Source organism: uncultured Campylobacter sp. (assembly GCF_938015785.1).
Classification (GTDB): Bacteria; Campylobacterota; Campylobacteria; order Campylobacterales; family Campylobacteraceae; genus Campylobacter_B.
Window position 1 is genome coordinate 1 of record NZ_CALLWC010000048.1, and the last position, 19,465, is coordinate 19,465.

Consider the following 19,465-nt stretch of genomic DNA (forward strand, 5'->3'; position numbering starts at 1 on the left):
GGTCTTCTACTTGAGCGACGGCCAGCTGCATGATGCTGTCCTGGGTCGCATCTGCGGCGTCCATTTCGCCTGCGATGCGGCCGCCGGACATCACCACCACGCGGTCCGACATGCCGAGAATTTCGGGCAGTTCGCTCGACACCATCAGCACGGCCCCGCCTTGTGCGGTGACCTCGTTGATGATGTTGTAGATCTCTACCTTCGCCCCGACATCGACTCCGCGCGTGGGCTCATCGAGCAGTAGTACTTTAGATCCGGCGAGTACCCAGCGTCCGAAGACCGCCTTTTGCTGGTTACCGCCGGACAGGTCGCGAATCGGCTGGTCAATGCTGGCCATGCGGATTCTAAGCTTTTCGGAAACGGCTGTGCTCCGGGTCCGCTGTCCTGCGAGATCGGCGAGGCCATAACGGGATGTGGAGCGGAGAGTGGCCAGGCCGAGGTTCTCTAGCACCGGGGCGTCGAGAATTAGGCCCTGAGCTTTGCGGTCTTCAGGAACGTGGCCCACGCCGTGCCTGATGGCGGCGGAAATGTCGCCGTTGGGCAGGATCTTGCCGCGGACCCGAACCTCGCCGGAGTCAACGCGGTCTGCACCGGCGATGGCGCGCACCAGCTCGGTACGGCCGGCACCAACCAGGCCCGCAAGGCCAACAACCTCGCCGGCGCGCACCGTCAGCGAGACGTCCTGGAAGTTGCCCGCAGAGGTGAGGTTGCGCACCTCCAGTAGCGGCTTGCCGCGCATCGGCGGCACAACGCGAGGAAACTGGTCGTCAATGTCGCGGCCGACCATCAACGTCACCAGTTTCTTCTCGGGTGTCGACGCCGGGACTTCCGCGACAAAGCCGCCATCCCTCAGAACCGATACCGAGTCCGCAATACGAGCAATTTCATCCAGGTGGTGGGAAATGAACACCATGCCCACGCCCTTGGCCTTCAAGTCATTGACCACGCTAAACAGCTGGTCAATCTCCCTGCCGGTCAGCGCGGCGGTGGGCTCATCCAAAATGAGCACACGCGCATTCATGGACAGCGCCTTGGCAATTTCCACCAGCTGCTGGCGGGCAATGCCCAGTTCGCCGACGGGGGTGTCCAGCGACACGTCTACGCCGATCATGCGTAGCGCCTTGAGCGCCTTTTTCCGCAGCGCCTTGTAATCGACCAAACCCCACCGTGACGGCGTGCGGCCCAACATCAGGTTCTCCGCCACCGTCATGGTGGGCACAAGGTTGAGTTCTTGGTGGATGGTGGCAATGCCGTGGGCTTCCGCAGCCTTGACGTTGGGCAGGGTAGTGGGGGTGCCATCGACGAGGATCCGGCCCGAATCGGGCTGGTACACACCCGCCATCATTTTGATCAGGGTTGACTTGCCCGCGCCGTTTTCACCCAGCAAAGCCTGGACGTGACCGGCGTGGACGTCAATGCTCACCGAGTCGATGACTTTGACGGGGCCAAACGACTTGGAGACTCGATCAAGCTGTAATACCGGCTGAACAGACATGACTAGTGCCCTCCTTGTCCGGATGAATCGCTGGCCGAGTCTTTAGGGGGAGTGGAACCTCGTACGATGAGAGTGGTGGGTAGTTTAATTTTGTGCTGAGCGGAGTCTCCGCGAAGCAATTTATGTAGTTCCTCAAAAGCTTTCGCCCCCATCGTAGAAACGTGCTGGTTAATGATAGTGAGTGGTGGATTCTGTAGTTGGAATACTGGAAAATCGTCGAAACCCACAAGGGCAATGTCGAAGCCAGGTGTGAGCCGATGTTCATGGCACGCGCGAAGCGCACCAACGGTCATCATGGAGTCCCCGGCGATGATCGCCGAGACGCCAAGCTTTAACAGCTCTTGGGTGCCCACATAGCCCTGCTCTTCGACGTATCCGCCCAAAAGCAGCGCGAAGTCCGGATTGTGCGTGGCCAAAACGACGGTGTAGCCGTTTTTGAGAAGCTCTTTCGTGGCGCGGAGGAATTTGTATTGGTTGGCAAAGTCTAACGCCGAGGTGGGCTCGTCGAATATCACGATCTTAGGCTCGCTGCAAAGGGCGCGCGCGATGGACGCCATCTGCCTCTGGCCGCCGCTTAGGCGCGTGATGATCTTATCTTTTAGGTGCCAAATTTCAAGCATTTTCATGTAGCGCTGCGCGAGTTTGTAGTCGTTTTCGCTCGGCTGCGAAAAGATCCCGATATGCGCCGTGCGCCCCATCAGGACGTATTCGAATACGCTGTAATCGTACTCGCAGACCTCGCTTTGCGAGACGTAGCCGATGATCTCGGCGCGCCCTTTGGCGTTAAGGCTCGTCATATCCTTGCCATCAATTGAAATTTTACCGCGCAGAGGCTCAAGCGTGCCGCCGATTAAATTTAAAAGCGTCGATTTGCCCGCGCCGTTTTGCCCCAAAATCGTCAGCATCGCGCCCGCTTCGAGGTTGAAATTCACGTCGCGCAGCGTTAGAGGGGCGGATTTTACGTAGCCGAAGTCTAAGCTCTCAACCCTAACCATTTAGCTTCCTTTTGTTTTTAAGCAGGATGAATATAAAAAATAGCGTGCCGATAAAGCCCGTAAGCACCCCTAACGGGATCTCGCTTTGATTTATGCTGCGCGCTACGTCGTCTACGATGAGCACGAAGATCGCGCTTAAAAATATGCTCGCCGGGATCGCCTTGGTGTTGCTCACGCCCACGATCATGCGCGTTAGATGCGGCATCAAAAGCCCCACCCACGCGACTATGCCGCTGATACACACGCTGCTTGCGGTTAGCAGCGTCGCGCAGACGATGATGATGCCTCGCTCCAGCACGACGTTTACGCCGAGCTTCGCCGCGGTCGCATCGCCCATGGATAGGACGTTTATGCGGTAGCTCATCAGCACCAAGACAGCGATACAAACCCCCATCACCGGCGCTATCATCGCTAGCACGGAGGGATCGACCTTTGCGAGGCTTCCTAGCTGCCAATACACGATGTCGGCAAGCTTCGTCTCGGGATCCGCCATAAATTTCAAAAATCCGATCAGCGCGCCCATCAGACCGCTTACGATGATGCCCGCAAGCACGAGCATTATGGTGGTGCTCGAACGCAGCGCGCGCGTGATTAGAAGCGTAATGCAAACCGCCGCGAGCCCAAAAACAAAGGCGAAAAGCTGGATCAAAAGGATGTTTAGATCAAGCAGGATCGCGATCGCCGCGCCCACGCAAGCCCCCGCGCTAACGCCTAAGAGATCGGGCGAGACGAGCTGGTTTTTAAAGACGCCCTGATACGCCGTGCCGCTGATGCCCAGCGCCGCACCCACGAGCACCGCGGCGATGATACGCGGCAGGCGCACCTGCATGATGACGTTGTGGACGTTTTGCGCTACCTCGCCGCCGCTAAGCGCTTTTAGCACCTCGGTGATGCTTAGTCCGAAGCGCCCTATACAAAGCGATATCGCAATCGTCGCGATCGTCGCCAGTATCAGCAGCACGAGCATAAATTTAAAATTTTTCATACCTTCCCTTGCTTTAAATTTTTATCTTTTGCCTTAAATTTAATCTTTGAAATTTCGCCTCGTTGAAACCTGCTTAAATTCCGCTTTATATTCCACCCTCCGGCTCGTAGGCGAAAGGCTTGCGGTAAAATTCTTTCGTGATGGCCCTAAGATCAATATTTTAGAAAAGATCCGGATGAAAATTTTAGCCGCCTGCAAGATTTGCAGTGACGTCCTCGCGCCCGTGCGGTCCCAGCCGAAAATGTTTGCAGGCGCAGCACAGACGCGCTTTTGTCGCACTGCCTCAAGCTGCCAAACGCAGGACTTGGCAGCAGTGCCTCCGCCTCACACGATGTCTTCTACCGATGATGACGCAGTGGCTGCAGCGGCTTTGATTTATGCATCTAAATCCTTAAACAAATATGGCATTTTAGCATATATCATATTAAATTTTTATGATTTCAACTTTCATACATGCGGGCGAGATCTAATGGCGTGCAGCTCCGTGTAATAAGGCTTTTAAGCGAAATTTCGCTTGTGGATTTCAGATGAGCGCCTACGAAATTTACACCGAGATGGAATTTTAAAATTTCATCCTTTCGCGAAAGATGCGCTTAAGCTCGATGGCGGAATTTTGCCCGGCTAAATTCCGCCGATTTAGCAGTAGACGCGGCGCGCGGCGAAATTTTATACAGAGTCTGAAGATTTGATTTAGAATTTCACAAACGGATACGGCGCGAAAATTTTATCTTTATTTGACCTCGGTTTTGCTAGCCACTTAGTCGTAGAATTTTGCTAGCCGTTTGGATGCAGGATTTTATTTGCCCGCAAGGGGTTAAATTTTATCATGAAATTTCGCATCGCTTAAAATGCGATGCGAAATGAATCCGTCGTCGCTACTGCCAGCCTAGGGCTTTGCGTTTTAAGCGCATGTCGCTTACCATTTTTAGCGCAAGTGCGACTGGATCGGTATCTACGTGCATCACAGAGCCAAGCGCACGCCTGGTGCCTTCTTTGAAAAAGTGTATGACATTTGCGGAGCCGTGGATTTGATACTCGACGCAGTGATACGAGTCGATGCCCATTAGACGGAATCCAAGCGAGGCATCGACGCCCTTTTCGTTCGCCCACTCGGGAGAAGTGAAGGCAAGCGGCAGCTCATAGAGATTTTTGCCTAGCACCCCTGCGATACCTGCGAAAATTCCGCTGGAGCGGGTATTATCGATACACTCGCCCACGTGCCATACCGGCGGAAGCTCGTCTTTTTCTAAAAACGCCCGCAGCGACGCGCCTGCTTTTTTATACGCGCTTTTTTGGCAAAAGCCCAGCTTCATTAGCGGAAACGACGCGCAGCCGTTGGTTAGGATTAGGACGTTATTTTCGATTAGGGTTTGTGCGACATCTATGATAGCGCGCTCATAAGGCACTTTAGGATTGGTGCAGCCGACCATATTTACGATGCCTAAAATTTCACCGCTTTTTAGCGCGTGCGCTAACGGCTCCATGCCGCCGTAGTGCTTATGGACGAATTCTACCGAAAAGCCCACTTCGGCCTCGACTTCATACGGTGGGATATATACCGGCAGTCCCTTGCGCTTTTCGTGAGATTGCAATGCGCGGTCTAGAATTTTACACGCTAAATTCCTAGTCTCGGCGATATTGCTATGGTGATGATCGTAGCCTATATGCTCGGCTCCGGGAAGCCTAGCTGATGAGCTTGTGGTAACGACCTTGGTCTGGAAGCAGTTAGCTACATCCATGATCGCAGGATAGACATCTTGGACATCGGCGACCCACAAATCAAGCGCTCCCGTGCCTATGACGAGTTCGGCAGTTACGGCGTTTGAGAGCGGCACGACGCCCCAGTTGCGATACATCGCCGATAATCCAGAACAGCACACGCCGTAAAATGCGATACCCTGTGCGCCTATTGCGCGAGCCTTGTCTTGGTACTCTTTAGAATTTCCGATCTCCACTATTAGGCTCACCAATGTCGGCAGATGTCCGTGCACGGCGATATTGACCCAGCCTTTTTTAAGCGCGCCCATATTGCTTTTGGAAGTTACGCGATCTCCTACGCCAAATAGTGCATCCGTAGCGATATTCGCAGCTACTACGCCGGTGAAGGTAAAAGCAAGCCCGCAGCGCAAAAGATGCTGCATCACGCTGCGCCAGTCTCCGTCCGTGCCTACGCCCGTTCGGTGATACGCCTCAAAGACTTCGTTATATGCACTAATCGGCAAGATATCCAGCTTGCGCCATACCTCTTGACGCTCCTTGGGTGCGAGCGCAGCGATGGTTTTATACTCGCCGCTACTTTGCGAAAGATCTGTCAAAAGCGTATCGGCAAGCTCGATCGCTACCTCTTTTAACTCTCTGCCTTCAGTTGGAATTCCAAAGGCTTTGGCGGTATTGATGATTTTGTATTCGCCTATTATGGGCAGATCTAGCTTGCCCTGCGCCGCCCATTTTAGCGATAGTAGAAGCTCTCTAGCATGTGCGCCGTGTTGAGCTACGCCTGCAGCTACTTGACGCAGTAGGTTGCGCGATACGATGAGATCGGCGTCTGCACCGCAAGTGCCGCGATCGGCCTTTTTAGTAATTTTGCAAGGTCCCATATTACAGATCTTACAGCATACTCCGGTAAGTCCATAGCTACACATAGGCATCTGTTTGTCGAAACGATCAAACGCCGTATCTACACCGATCTGCTCCATCCTAAGCATCATTTCGCGCACGGCGGGATCAGGGGTTTTCTCAAGTACCTCTTGCTTTGTGGGGAAGGTCTTTTTGTATTCAAGCACCGCCTTCATATAATCCGCCGTAAATTCCGCCTCGTGAAAATGCTCGAAAAGATTGCCCTGCGCGTCTTTATGCGTGTGTGGACTAGCCTCTGCGGGCACTAAAACTTTTGGGATGCCGTGCTCGTCAAATCCAATAATCGCGCGATGAGAGTGGGGTTTGTGATCATGGTTATGTTTGTTGTGCTCGTGCGAGCTGATGGCGGAATCCTCGTCGTGCTCATGCGAAGACGCCGCAGAATTTGCGCCGTATTCGTGTAAATAGGCTGCGAGATTCTCTTCTTGATCGTGCGAGTGGGTCGCAAGATCTTCGTAGTGTAGATGCGAATGGATTGCGGAGCTATCGCTATGCTCGTGCGAGCAAGAGAAATGGTCTTTGCTGCTTGGGCTCTTCGCAGGATTTGAAATGGAATTTGTCAAAGAATTAGCCATGGAATTTGTCGTAGAGCCTATCGCGGAATTTTGGGCGTTGCTTGCGCTTTGATCGCTTGAGCGCTCCGCAAAGTTCGTGCCTGAAGCAGAGCTTGCGCTATCATCGTAACTCGGTGCGGAATTTTTGGCTTCGCAATCGCACTCGTCGCAAAAATTCTCACCTGCGGCGCGATTTTTAGAAATTTTGTCGCGAGTAAGCGAGGCAGAAGTTATAGAGTTTGCGGCGGAATTTTGAGCGCTATTTGCGCTGTTATCAAAAACGGACGCGGCGGAGCTTTTGAGCGCGTCTGCGGCGGAATTTTCCCCCGTATTCGCAGCGGAATTTTCATCCGTCGCAACCTTCTTGCGTGAGCCTTTTTGTTTTGCGATTTTGTCGTTTGCCATGACGTCTCCTTAAAATTTATTTTAAAAATAAGCGAGAATGCAGCCCTTAATAATATACTAAAAAACTACATTATTTAATTCTTATAGATAAAATTTAACGTGATTGTATTTTTTAATTGCTTTAAATTCCCTTAATAGCGCACTAAAATAAAAGATAAATTTTTATGAATAAAATATACTAAAATAGCTGGATTTAAATTTTACCAAGCGCCTCGATCATCTTAGATAATCGATTAACTTAGCGGAGATTTCGCGAAACTGCAAAATTTTATGCCCTTTTTTCTCACGCATGAAGTCTTGCGCGTCGCGCAGTCTCGCAAACGTAATGAGATCGTCGCCTCTGGCGCTTTGCAGCACGCTGCCGAAAACATAAAACGCGTCCTGCGCCCGCAAAATTTCGCCGCTTGCGTAATCGGTAACATAAAGCTCCGCCCCGCCGAAATTTGCGTTCGTGGAATTTGACTCGCCGAAATTGCCGCTAGCGGAATTTTTACTCATCAAATTTTCCTCTGCGGAAGCCGCGCCGTTATTGCCGCTCAAATTTTCGCCCTCGAAAAAATATGCAAACATCGCCTTGGGCGAAGCAAACGCTAGCGCGCTACCGTCTTTGAGCCTTGCGTAAGCGCGAAATTCTGGATGCGCGCTAGTATCGATGCCGTATTTGGCGCAGGTAAGATTTACGTCTTTGAGCCACGCAGGCTCGCGTACGCTTTTAAAATTCTGCGCCGAATCGGAGCCTGTCTTATCTGATGCGCTTAAATTCTGCGCCGAGCCAGAGCTCTGAGCCGCGGAATTTTGTATCTCAGCTGCGCCGCAAAGCGCTATAAATGCCGCCAAAATGAGTGGAAATTTCACGCCAAATCCTTCGATCTAAAGATAAAATAGCCCAAAATCAGGCTCGCCGCGCCCAGCGCGATCGGATAGAGCAGCGAAAAGGCGATGAAAAGTCCGCGCCCGAAGTGATCTAGGATAAAATACGCCGTCGTGCCGATGACCGCAAGATCGGGATCAAATAGGCTGATAGCGGCGATGCGAAAGTCCTCCATCGGGTTTGCTAGGGCGATCGCAAAGATCAAATTTTCGTTCACTCCCGTTTTTGCGAGCAGTCCGATCAGCACGAGATCCAAAAACGCAAGGCAGAAAAGCCAGACGAAAAATGCGAGCCCAAGCCCCATCTCTTGGCTTTTTGAAACGGCGCAGATCAAAAATGCAATCCCCAAAAACGCCGTGCATAAGCTAAAAAGCAGCCCCGTATAAAGCAGGCAGATCGCCCACGGAATGCCCGTGCCTTTGATCGCGCCCCAAACGATCGCAAGCAGCAGCGACAAAAATATCGGCACGAACACTCCAAATAGCCTTCCCAGCGCCTTGCCGTAGTAATACTGCGCCTGCGAGATCGGGAAGCTTAGCAGGTATTCTAGGATATTTAGGTCGCGGTCGGCCAGGATCGCCTTGCTGGTGGTGACGAGCACGAAGACGGGCAGGATGATGATGCAGATCTGAATAAATAGCAGCAACAATCGCGAAAGCCCGCTAAAGCCGAGTACGCGCGAATCGGTCACCCCCGTGATAAAAAACGCCGCCACGAGCCCGCTAAAGATCAGCAGATAGAGCAAAAACCAGCGCGAGCGGAAGGACTCTTTGATATCCAAAGCGGCGATGGTGAGTAAATTTTTCATTCTTTTCCTTTATTGCGCCTCGGTGCGCTTTAAATTTAGATTTCTCGCGCGGCTTAAATGCGCGCTTTTAAGCTCGGCTCCGTTTCGCGGCGCGGATTTTGCAGCCTTAAATTTGCCAGCCGAGCTTTAAATAGGCGGCGAAATTTTATCCGCCGTCTGTGACTGCGGATTGCGCATAAATTTTAAATTTACGGCTCGCTTGCGGCGCCTGCAAACAGCGCGTCGTTCGCAGTCCGCTATCCCACATCCGCCGCAGTTTTAAAATTAGCCGTTTGACGGGGGCGCTTAAATTTTAGCTTCGTAAAATTTCAAAGCCGGGCGTATCCCGCGGTATAAAATTTTAAAATTCTAAAAATTCCGAAGCGGCGAATTCCGCACCGGATAAATTTTAAATTTACGGCAAAATTTTAAAGCTAGCGCGTCTGCGTAAATTTAACGCGCAGAGCGGAATTTCATGCCGCACATTAAATTTAGCCGCGTCGCGAGATGAAATTTTGCAGCCGTCTTTTAAGTCTGGCTTTGACTCGCGCTCGCCCGCGACCGCGGACCGCGCATAAATTTTAAATTTACGGCTCCGGCTCGCAGTGCGCTTAAACATCGCGCCGTTCAGTGTCGCCTATTATCCTACATTCACGACGCTGCAAAGTAAAATTTCATCTCATCGATGGCGGCGCGGGAGGCACGCTGAAATTTTACGCTTTAAATTTAGCGCAAAACATAGGCCGTTTAAAATTTCGCCTTAGCTAAAACGTCCTTAATGCGCGTATCCAGAAGGCATATCGTGCGCAGTACCGTTACTTTCGCGCATACCCCCCATATCGTGCGGCGCGCCTTGAGAGTGCGCCGTGCTGCCCGCACCGCCGCTTTCGTGCATATCGTGCGAAGAGCCTTGAGGGTGCGCCGTGCTGCCCGCATCGCCGCCCATATCATGCTTAGGCCCGCTCATGCCGTGCTCTGCGGAGTGAGGGTCTTTCATGCCGCCCATATCGCCATGGCCGTGCATACTTCCCATATTGCCGTGCGCATCGCGACCCATATCGCCCATTCCCATGCCGTGCGAGCCGCCGCCTGCTTTAAGCGCCGCGACTACTTGATCGAAGCTGAAGTCTTGCTTGCCCTCTTGCTTGTTTTTAAACGCGCCCCAGCCGAACGACATAGGGGTTTTAAAGCCCTTGTAAAAATGCGCCGTGCGTGCGTCGATAAACTCGCCGTTGCCGCTAGCGTCATTGATGTAAATTTTGGCGTCCTTCAGCCAGTTTAGTTTGTCGTTGGTAACCATAAAATCCACCAAGCAGCCGATGTCGTCGAAGTAGTGGTTTTTGCCGTCCACGCGCACATCGACGCTGAAGCGGTTGTCGCTGATCGCCATCTGGCAGTGCTCGCATACGTCTCTGTCGTAATGGACGTTGCCGTAGTCTTTCTCGTCGCCGCAGCCTAAAAACGTAAGCGCAACAAGCGCGCAAAGTAAAGCTTTAAACATTTTTGTCATCTACGATCCTCCCTAGATCCATACAAATCATTCTTTTTACCAGTCCTCCCACTTCCTCGAGCCTATGCGAGATAAAGATCAAGCTCTTATCTTTTGCGTGGTTGTGCAAAAGCGTCTTAAAACGCTCGCGCGCGCTCGGATCGAGATTGGCGGTCGGTTCGTCGAAAATCATCGCCTTGCTAGCTCTGCCGAATGCTAACGCGATTAAAAATTTCTGCTTCATACCGCCGGATAGCTTATGAAAGGGTTTGTTTAAATTTGAACTCAGATCAAGCTCCATTTCGTCGCAAAATTTTACTATATCCGCTCTGCTTGCGTTCGCCGTGCGTTCGGCGAAGTAGATGAGCTCATTTAGGCTCAGCTTAAGCGGCGGCGGGGTTTGCGGCACGAAGCTAATACCGCGTAGCGCGCGGCTGCGCTGCTTAAACGAATCAAATCCATCGATAGCGACGCTGCCGCTTGTGGGTATGTATTCGCCCAAAATCGTCCGCATCAGCGAGCTTTTGCCCGCGCCGTTTTGGCCGACGAAAAGCACCTGCTCGCCGTCCGCGATATTTAGATTGATATCTTTTAAAACGAATTGATCTCCGAATTTCTTGCTTACGTTTTTAATCTCTATCATAGGCTTCCTTAGATCATATCTTTTAGTTTATTGCCGATACCGAGTGCGTCTTGATGACACACGTCGATACAGCGTCCGCACAGCGTGCAGTCGATCCCTTTTAGCATAAATTTGCTCTTATCGCCCAGGTTTTCGGACGCCTTTTTTTTAGTGATATCCAGTACGTGCGAGACGAAGCAGACATCTTGGCAAACGCCGCAGTGATCGCACCTGCTTTTATCCCAAGTAATCTTGCTAAGGCTCGCTTTCGCCGCAAGCGAATAGGTGCTGCCTAGCGGGCATAGGTGCGTGCACCACACCCGTCTGCTAAAAAATACTTCGAGCAAAAACACAAAAATTATCCAAAGCCCTGCCAGCGAGAAGCCGTAGATGATGAAGCGCGATAAAATTCCAACTACGTTAAAAATTTCAAAAACGAGCAGATCCGTAATCGCGCTTAGCAGCAAAAACACCGCCCAGATCGCATATCGCATACCGCGAGGCAGGGCGCGCTCCTTGATGACGTGCTTTGAAATTAGCGTATTATGCAGCTTTTCGCCGATCTCGCTAAGCGCTCCGTAAGGACAGATCCACGAGCAAAACGCCTTGCCGCCTGCGATGAAATAAAACAGCAAAATGGTGCCCGAGCCTATGAGCAAATTTATCGGCAGATCCTTGTGCGCGGCGATCACCTCAAGGGTGGCAAAGGGATCGGCTAGGTGAAAGCCAAGTATCCGCGAGCCGCTGATGTCGCCTTCTAAAATTTGAATATCGGCGCGAAAGGAAAGCACGAAAAGTAGATGCACCAAAAATACCGTGGCGTAGCGCAGAGCCCGAATGCTGGGACGCCATTTGCCGCTTTTATTTTTAAGCGCAAAGGTCGAGAAAAAGCTCGTATTTTTGATCGTGCATCGCGAATTATATTTATCCAAGACTTACTCTTTAAATTTTGAAATTTCATCCGCGAGCTTATCTAGGCTCTCGTCGCTTACGTTGGTTAAAAGCCCGCTCATCAGGCTGTTTTTGATCTTACCCGCTTTATAATCTTTGAGGCTTGCTAAAATTTGATCCTTGCTCTTGCCGCCGATCGGCGGAGCGATCTTGCCGCGTCCGTCATCGCCGTGGCAGGGCGCGCAGTTTACCAGATAGGAGCTACTAACCTTAAAATCGCGCTCTTTGACGCTTTGCTGCAAAATTTTAATATTTTTTACGTCCTTATCGTCGATGAGATCGACGCTTTTGCTCTGCGGCGCAGGCTTTGCTTGCACCTGCGGCTTGACTTCTTGCTGCGGCGCGCTAGAATCGTCCGAACTAGCCATAAAGATCATCAGCGCGATCAGCGCTACACCCAAAATCAAAGCTAAAATTTTGCCCGGTTTCATTTCTGCTCCTTAAATTGTTTGTTGAACTCGTAAATTTCTTTCGCCATCGTCTCTATCTGCTGCTCGCTCATGCCGTTTACGAGCTGCACCATAAGAGGATTAGGCTTTTCTTTGAATTTATACTTTTTAATCATATCCACGATCTGCGCGTCGGTTTTATCCAGAAGCGACGGACCGATGATGCCGTTGGCGTAGTCGTCATGGCACGCCGAGCAGCGCAGGATAAAATCGTGCCCAAGGCGCTTTTTCATTAGGTCGAAATTTAGCTTTTCATATTGGTTTTTGATGCTCGAATATGCCACGATGTTTTTGGTCGTTTCGTTCACGTCGCCGTTTAGGTTAAAATTTACATTTCGCTCGCCGTAAAAATCGTAGCTTACGAACTTATCGTCTTGTTTCGGCGCTTCGCCGCTTTTGACGCTTATGCGAGGCTTAGCGGTGGAATTTTGATCCGCTTTCTGCGATGCGGAATTTGAACTCGCGGAATTCTGATCCGCAGAATTTTGCCCTGCGGAGCCTTGCGAAACGGAATTCTGCCCTGCGGAATTTGCAGCGGCGGAGCTTGAATCGCCGTCATCTCCGCAGCCGCATAACAAAAGCGCTGCAGCTAGCGAGCATAGGCGGAATTTAATAGAGTTTTTCATTGTTTTCCTTCATAGATTGATTTGTAATCCGCCCGCGGGATTATCTCGATGATACGCGCCGGGCAGAGCTCTGCGCACGCGCCGCAGCCGACGCAAGCGCTGCGGATCTGCGGAGCGAAATGCGCGCCTGCTTCTATCATCGCGATGGCATCAAGCGGCTGCGGGTAAGGGCACAGCGACGCGCATAGATCGCAGGGCTTGCCCTCTTTCGCCGCCAGCGCGGAGTTTAGCTCGCGCTCCTGCTCGGTCTTGGCGGGCTTTAGGCGCAGATCGTCCGGTTTTAAAACCTGTCCGCGATACGCCAAACAGGCGTCTAAATTTTCGATCACGGCGATACCCATTTTGACCTTTTTAGGCTCGTTCGTCTCGTGGCTGAGCGCGCCGCTTGGACAGGCGAGCACGCAAGGAAGTGCGCCGCAAAGATAGCAGCCCCGCTCTTTTGCGTCGATAACGGGAGTGCCGATATCAAAAAGATGAGTAATATCCAGCAGATAGATGCTGTGATAGGGGCAGACCTGCACGCATTGACCGCACTTGATACAGCTAGAGCGGAAGCCTCGTTCCGCTAGCGCTCCGGGCGGGCGCAGATATAAAGAGGCGGAATCTCCGCTAGAATTTTCCGCAAAATTTTGTTTTATAGAATTCGGTGCGGAATTTTGTCCTGTGGAATTTATGGAATTTTGCTCGTTTAAATTCTGCGCTTCACTGCCTGCTGAATTCGCAGAATTCTCATTCGCAAACAAGTTCGCTGCCCCTAGCGTCCCAAGCGCCCCGCCGAGTAGTTTTATCGCTTCGCGTCTATTCTTTATCATTGCTTCATCCTGGGTTTTGGATCTTTTAGCAGTAGCTCAGGCTCTGAAAACGGAGCGAGCTTGGAGATGAAATTTAAAAGCGCGATCCCGCTGGAGCCGTAAAAAAACCGCACATTCGGTTTATACGCCCAAAGCCTATCCGCGTAGGCGTATGAGCTGTAGCTAACGTCGCCGTAGCCGTCGCCATCGCGATCAAATCCGTCGTAATCGTCGAAGTAGTTGCCACTCCATTCGTTTTGCAAGAGCTTGGATTGGGGCGTATCGTTTAGCACAATCTCCATATTGCCTTTAAATTTATTGTTTTTAAATACGCTTTTTAGCTGCGTGGCGTGGAATTGCACGCCGATACTGTTGTATTCGATATCGTTGTGTTCAAAAACGTTAAGTGAGCCCGGCTGGTAGGGGGATTGATCCAGATAAAATCCGCGGGCGTTGTAAACGACTTTATTATCCGTAACCCTGAAATTTGAGCTATCCTTCATACCTATGCCTACGCCGTAAGCGCCGTCTGCGTTGCGCACGACGTTACGTCTGGCGATATTATCGCTTGAAAACATAAAAAATAATCCCACGCTATTGCCGTCGTAGTAGTTATCCTCCACGACGTTGTGCCCGGAGTTCATAAAGTGCAATGAATAACGGCAGTTGTGGCCTTTATTGCCTGCGACGAGATTGCCGTTTGAGAAGTAAAAAATGGTGTCGCGGACGTTGTGGACGTCGTTATTTAAAATTTTATTGGCATTGGAATACCAAAGTTTGATGCCGTCGCCTTTGAAACTCGTGCGGTAGGTATTGCTTGAAATTTCGTTGCCCTCGATCGTTACGTCGTTTGCCTTGCTTAGCACGACGCCGTAGAGCACGTCTTTGATGAGATTATTTTTTATGATTACGCTGTTTACGTCGCTTACGTTAATCCCCGCATCTTCGCTAAGATGCTCGAAGCCTCCGTTTTGAATTGTTAAATTCTTGATTGTAACATGCGGAGAGCGGACGCGGATGACCGTTCCGTTGCGATCACCTATGATCACGGCGGAGCGGTCTAGTCCGTCGATAGTAAGGGGTTTATCGATTAAAATATTGCCGTGGTACTCGCCTGCGGCTAGTTCGATAATATCGCCCGCTTTTGCGCTATCGATCGCGTCTTGAAGCTCGCCCGCGCCTAAGCTTAGCGCGAGCGAGAATGCTAGAAGCAAAAGCCTCATCTATGCTCTCGTAGGAATTTTTTCTTAGATAGTAGAGCTAACGCCGATAGCAGCGACAGGGCTAGCATCAGCCAAAAGCCAAGAGCCGGATATGAATGGGTAGTAAAATGCGCTACGCTGCCGTCGCCAAATGCTGTAGGCATAAAAGGCTTTATTTTAAACGCGCCCCAGTCTTGCAGGTTGTGCCCGAACCAATACAGCCAGCCTACATAGCAGCCGATGAAGATAAGCGGCGCAATGATCGGCAGGATCATAAGCAGAGTCTGCCCCTTGCCATCATAGTACAAAAACGCAAGCATACCGATCGTAGCGATTATGAGATAATACGGCGATAGCGAGTGCTCGAGCGTGCCGCCGCGCCAGACGGGATACATGCCGATATAGTGATTTAGGGTATTCATCTCGCCGACATCGCCGCTAAAGCCGTCTACGTGGACGTAAAGTGGAATTCCATCGGGAAAAGCCTCTTTTGGATAATTCGGCGCTTCGAGTGAAATTTTCCACACTGGTATGCTAGGGACCCCCACTTCAAATTTATGCTCCAGCATCGCGCCTAGATCATTTTTAACATCACTAGGAATTAGGTGATTTTTATACGATGCTTTTGTATAAAAATTCCATATCGGTGCGGAGTATGCGGGCAGCTGCGAGACGCTGCTAACCTGCCCCGATACGATTTTGCCTTGGACTTTGAAAAATCCGAGCGTAGGGATGGTAAAAGCGACCGTCATAATAAGCAGCGCTAAAATCGCATAAATTTTATATTTTGGCATTTCATCTCCTTTAAATTCTCCCCCTTGCGGGGGAGAGTGGGGCTAGTTAAGGCCCGCGTTCTCATCGACCCATTTTAGGTATTCGATGATGTCTTTGATTTCTTCGTCTTTCATATGCTGATTTGGCATGCGAAGGTTGAAGTAATTTATCATTGCCTTAACGTAGTCGTCTTCGTAGAATTTAGCAGGGTCTTTGATGAAATCGGCTACCCATTTCTCGCCGTTTTCGTGGCGAAGTAGGACGCCCGTTAGATCAGGACCCGAGCTTACTTGACCGATGACGTGGCAGCCGTTGCAGCCTCCACGTAGGTAAGCCTTCTCGCCGTTAGATGCAGCCTCGCTCATAGGAGTGGAGAGCTCGCGGATTAGGTTATTTTTAGCGCGAAGTCCGACATCTGCGGTTTTTACTAAATACTGCCAAACTTGACCTTCCCAAAGTATAGCGCCATTCATATCGCCGGCTTTTACCGCGGCGTCTGCCTTGGCTTTGGTTTCAGGAATTTTGCCGTATTGATCCAGCGCGTCATCGACTAAAGCCTTGACCTTAGGATATTTCTCGTAGTTTTTCTCTTTTAAGAATTTAACGACTGATTGAATAACGTCGTCGGTGGCTTTATTCGTAGCTACTACCTTGTCGTATTCGGCTTTTAGAGCTTCTGGGCTAAGAGCTTTTAGCATAGACGCTTTAGCTGAAGTATATTTTTTATTCGGATCTTTTACATATAGATATCCAAACATCTCAAGGTGCAGCGCAGAGCAGAATTCCGTGCAGTAGAAAGGAAATACGCCCTCTTTATCTGCGATGAAATTTACGCTCGCAGTCTTACCCGGCTCAAGCGACATATGCAGATCGTAATCATCAACCGTAAAGCCGTGAGTCTCGTCCTCAGCACGCTCTAAATTTGTCATATAGATCGTTACGTTATCGTCCTTATTAACCTCGATGTGCTCAGGATTAATATGGCTGCGGATCGCTGTAGCATAGACTTTTACGTTTTTGCCGTCGCGCTCGATGCGCTCCTGACCTGCTAGCGTCATAGCAGGGTGTTGCTTGCCGGTACGAGAGTTTGTTCCCATAGTATAGGTAGGTTTCGTATGAAGCTTACTGGCTGCGATAGAAACTACGTCGTGCGGCTCGCCTAGACCGATAGGAAGATCGTAAAGCATCTCCATTTTAGGTCCTGTAATGTCGATAAGCTGGTGATTTTGCGGATGAAGCGGTCCGATAGGATTAAATCTATCGATCGAAAGCTTATCCAGCGCGATTACGTATTTGCCGACAGGCTTTGAGGATTTGCCCTCCATAGAATCAAGGTGTCCGATATTGTAGTGGACGTTGATCCTATCTAAAACCTTTAGCGTTTTGTAGTTCCATTTTACGATCTGGCTATCAACGTAAAGCGATGTATAGATTACGCCATCTTGCGAATCGAAGGTGTTATGCAAAGGTCCAAGACCAAGCTCTGCTTGTCCGTGAAGCGTCTTTTGCATATCTAGGATCGGAATTCCGTATGGATCCTTGCCTGCGTATTCTTTTTTATCAATTAGCTCTTTGATCTTTTTAAAATCATAAACGCTAGCGTGAGTATCTAGTTTACCGCCGATAATGATATAGCGGCCATCAGGGCTAACATCGACGCCGTGAGGGGATTTGGCTTCAGGGATCAAAAATAGCGCTCCCGCTTTTACGGCGGCGTCTATCGTAACGATTCTGTGTCCGTTTACGACCTTATAGTTTTTGCTGTCTTGAGCAAGCTTTTCTAGAATTTGCCAGTTATAAACGTGCAAGTAGTCAGTATCGTTGCGGCTCATGCCAGCTTCCATCGGAGGCAGACCCTTTTCGATGCCGCCTGTGTACATTTCGGAGTTAAAGCTGTTGGTAAACGCCCAGCCAAAGCTCTCGCCCTTACCTGCGTCACTTAGATCTTGCATATATGGAGGAAGCTCTAGAGAAAAGGATTTATTTACGTCGATTTTGCCTTTATCGTAGTCAAATTTCCATAGCGTTACCGCACCGCGATAAACCGCCTGATACTCTTCGATCGGGTGCCAGTCGTTATCAAAAGGGGCTGCGTATTGGCTGGTTTCGATGACGTATTCGGTATTAGGCGTTACGAAAGAGCCGCCGTGATCGCTTTTGATTACGGGATTTACGACTATTTGAGTAGTCTCGAAATCGGATAAATTTATAACCGCGATTCTTGGGTTTGCCTTATCGTTGATAAAGAGATAATCGCCCACATACTCGCCGTTTTTTTCGCTGAAATTTGGATGGTGAGTATCGCCCCAGTTGATCTCTTTGCCGTTAATGGAGCCCGATCTTAAGACCGCCTTACTCTCCTCGTCAAAGCCGTATCCCTGCCAAGGCTCCGGGGTAAATACGCCGATATATTTGTATATCCTCATCGACGGCACGCCGTAAACGAGCACCTGTCCGCTTTGACCGCCGGAAGAGAAGACCATATAATCGTCCTTCCTACCGGTCGGCTGATAGGTCTTAGCCGCCGCCAAAACGTCTTTTTCGCTTAAATTTCGTTCTTTCATCACGCGCTCTAAGTCGCTATCTGCGGCACACAGGGCGCTTGCGGCGAACAAAACCGAGCCCAAAAGCACGGGTTTGAAACTTTTTAACATACTAATCCTTTCTTAGAATTTTAAAATTTTGCCTGATTTGCTGACTACGAGGATCGCTTCCCCGTCTGCGTACATCGCTAAAAATTCGCTTTTTAAATCCACAACCTCCTTTAATCCTGCTTTTTGATTTTCGTAAATTTTATCTTTAGTAGCGATAAACTGCGTGCCGCGGGCGCACACGATGGATTTGATCCAAGAGCCCACGCTTTTGCGCTCGCCGCTTTTTAAATTTATAAAATCCCCCTCTATATCGCCTATAAATAGCGCCCCATCGCAGTCTGCAAGCGCAGTGGCGATAGAGTCGCTTAAATTTTTATCGCTAGCTTCGGCTGAAATTTCGCTTCGAGTTTTAAGCCCCTCGTCTTGAAATTTTGCGCCTTTGAATTCTAAGCTTTGAAATTCCGCGCTCTTTGCGCCGCTAGCTTTTGTTTCGTTTTGCTCGGAGCCTTGCACGATTCTCGTGCTATTAAATTCTGCATCTTTAAATTTCACGCTACCAAGCTCTCCCTGCGCGGCGCGATTAGGCGCTGTATCGATGCCGCTAAATTTAGTCGCGACAAGATCTGCGCTAAAACAGGCTACGCCGTTCCAGCTTGCGACGCAAAGTCCGTTAGCGCCCAGGCTAACGGCATTGATCCTGCCGTAATGAAACGAAATTCCGCGCAGCCCATCTGGGGCGGAATTTTTATTTAAAGATTGCCCGTTCGCGGTGGAATTCTCACCTGGGGCGTAGCCGCCATCCGCGCTGTTATCAGGGTCTTCGTCTAATCTTATTAGTTGATTCTTATCCACTACCGCGTAAATCGCGTCTTTTGCGGCATAGATCGCATCTATTTGGGCTGTGCCGCTACGCCCTGTTTTAAGCGCGTGTAAAAACTTTAATCTGTCGTTTAGTACCGCGATTTCGACTCCGCCCCAAGCTAGATAAATTTTGCCGTTTTTAAAATTTAGAGCCGTAATTTCGTTATCGCTGTATTTTTGCGCGAACTCCACATTCCATTTAGCAGTATCAAACATCCTAAGCTCGCCGCCACTGCCGCATAAAAGCAGTCGGTGCGAGCTTGCGTCGAATGCGCCCAGACGCAGCGTGGCATTTAGATCAAAGCTGCCGGCTGCTGCTATCTGCGATAAACAAATCAAAAGGGCAATACAAAATTTTTTAAAATTCATCTTAATCT

At 50.2% G+C, this 19,465-nt stretch carries 15 protein-coding genes and 1 pseudogene; all 16 read right to left on the minus strand.

The window, feature by feature from the left end; translation table 11 throughout:
* On the minus strand, positions 1-1,495 hold a 1,495-nt coding region (locus Q0393_RS07030; RefSeq protein WP_298979010.1), incomplete at its 3' end, for a sugar ABC transporter ATP-binding protein.
* Between the two features lie 2 nt (positions 1,496-1,497).
* The gene (locus tag Q0393_RS07035) at positions 1,498-2,490 is read right to left on the minus strand and encodes an ATP-binding cassette domain-containing protein (protein WP_298979012.1); all 993 of its coding nucleotides are present in this window, start codon (positions 2,488-2,490) and stop codon (positions 1,498-1,500) included.
* Positions 2,483-3,475, minus strand: a complete 993-nt coding sequence (locus Q0393_RS07040) for an iron ABC transporter permease (protein ID WP_298979014.1) — start codon at positions 3,473-3,475, stop codon at positions 2,483-2,485. The genes Q0393_RS07035 and Q0393_RS07040 overlap by 8 nt, the downstream gene beginning before the upstream one ends.
* An 875-nt stretch (positions 3,476-4,350) precedes the next feature.
* Positions 4,351-7,071 (minus strand): carbon monoxide dehydrogenase, encoded by a 2,721-nt coding sequence (locus Q0393_RS07045; RefSeq protein ID WP_298979016.1) that lies wholly within the window; start codon positions 7,069-7,071, stop codon positions 4,351-4,353.
* Between the two features lie 216 nt (positions 7,072-7,287).
* Positions 7,288-7,926: a nitrous oxide reductase accessory protein NosL gene (locus tag Q0393_RS07050; protein WP_298979018.1), complete on the minus strand. Its 639-nt coding sequence runs from the start codon at positions 7,924-7,926 to the stop codon at positions 7,288-7,290.
* Positions 7,923-8,750: an ABC transporter permease subunit gene (locus tag Q0393_RS07055; RefSeq protein WP_298979020.1), complete on the minus strand. Its 828-nt coding sequence runs from the start codon at positions 8,748-8,750 to the stop codon at positions 7,923-7,925. Before Q0393_RS07055 ends, Q0393_RS07050 begins: the two co-directional genes overlap by 4 nt.
* A gap of 754 nt (positions 8,751-9,504) precedes the next feature.
* Positions 9,505-10,239, minus strand: coding sequence for a hypothetical protein (locus Q0393_RS07060; protein ID WP_298979022.1), 735 nt, complete (start codon positions 10,237-10,239; stop codon positions 9,505-9,507).
* Positions 10,223-10,861, minus strand: coding sequence for an ABC transporter ATP-binding protein (locus Q0393_RS07065; RefSeq protein WP_298979024.1), 639 nt, complete (start codon positions 10,859-10,861; stop codon positions 10,223-10,225). The genes Q0393_RS07060 and Q0393_RS07065 overlap by 17 nt, the downstream gene beginning before the upstream one ends.
* Before the next feature lie 8 nt (positions 10,862-10,869).
* Positions 10,870-11,772 (minus strand): NapH/MauN family ferredoxin-type protein, encoded by a 903-nt coding sequence (locus Q0393_RS07070; protein ID WP_298979026.1) that lies wholly within the window; start codon positions 11,770-11,772, stop codon positions 10,870-10,872.
* Between the two features lie 3 nt (positions 11,773-11,775).
* Positions 11,776-12,222, minus strand: a complete 447-nt coding sequence (locus tag Q0393_RS07075; protein WP_298979028.1) for a cytochrome C — start codon at positions 12,220-12,222, stop codon at positions 11,776-11,778.
* 432 nt (positions 12,223-12,654) lie between these two features.
* A pseudogene (locus tag Q0393_RS10770) lies at positions 12,655-12,747 on the minus strand (hypothetical protein); the annotation flags it as partial.
* Between the two features lie 115 nt (positions 12,748-12,862).
* Positions 12,863-13,678, minus strand: a complete 816-nt coding sequence (locus Q0393_RS07085) for a 4Fe-4S dicluster domain-containing protein (protein ID WP_298979031.1) — start codon at positions 13,676-13,678, stop codon at positions 12,863-12,865.
* Positions 13,675-14,880, minus strand: a complete 1,206-nt coding sequence (locus tag Q0393_RS07090) for a nitrous oxide reductase family maturation protein NosD (RefSeq protein ID WP_298979032.1) — start codon at positions 14,878-14,880, stop codon at positions 13,675-13,677. The genes Q0393_RS07085 and Q0393_RS07090 overlap by 4 nt, the downstream gene beginning before the upstream one ends.
* Complete coding sequence (locus tag Q0393_RS07095; RefSeq protein WP_005870834.1) at positions 14,877-15,653, minus strand: hypothetical protein; 777 nt, start codon at positions 15,651-15,653, stop codon at positions 14,877-14,879. Before Q0393_RS07095 ends, Q0393_RS07090 begins: the two co-directional genes overlap by 4 nt.
* Positions 15,654-15,695: 42 nt before the next feature.
* On the minus strand, positions 15,696-18,287 hold the full coding sequence (gene nosZ, locus Q0393_RS07100; protein WP_177389184.1) for a Sec-dependent nitrous-oxide reductase: 2,592 nt from the start codon (positions 18,285-18,287) through the stop codon (positions 15,696-15,698).
* A 12-nt stretch (positions 18,288-18,299) separates the two neighbouring features.
* On the minus strand, positions 18,300-19,465 hold a 1,166-nt coding region (locus Q0393_RS07105), incomplete at its 5' end, for a hypothetical protein (RefSeq protein ID WP_298979033.1).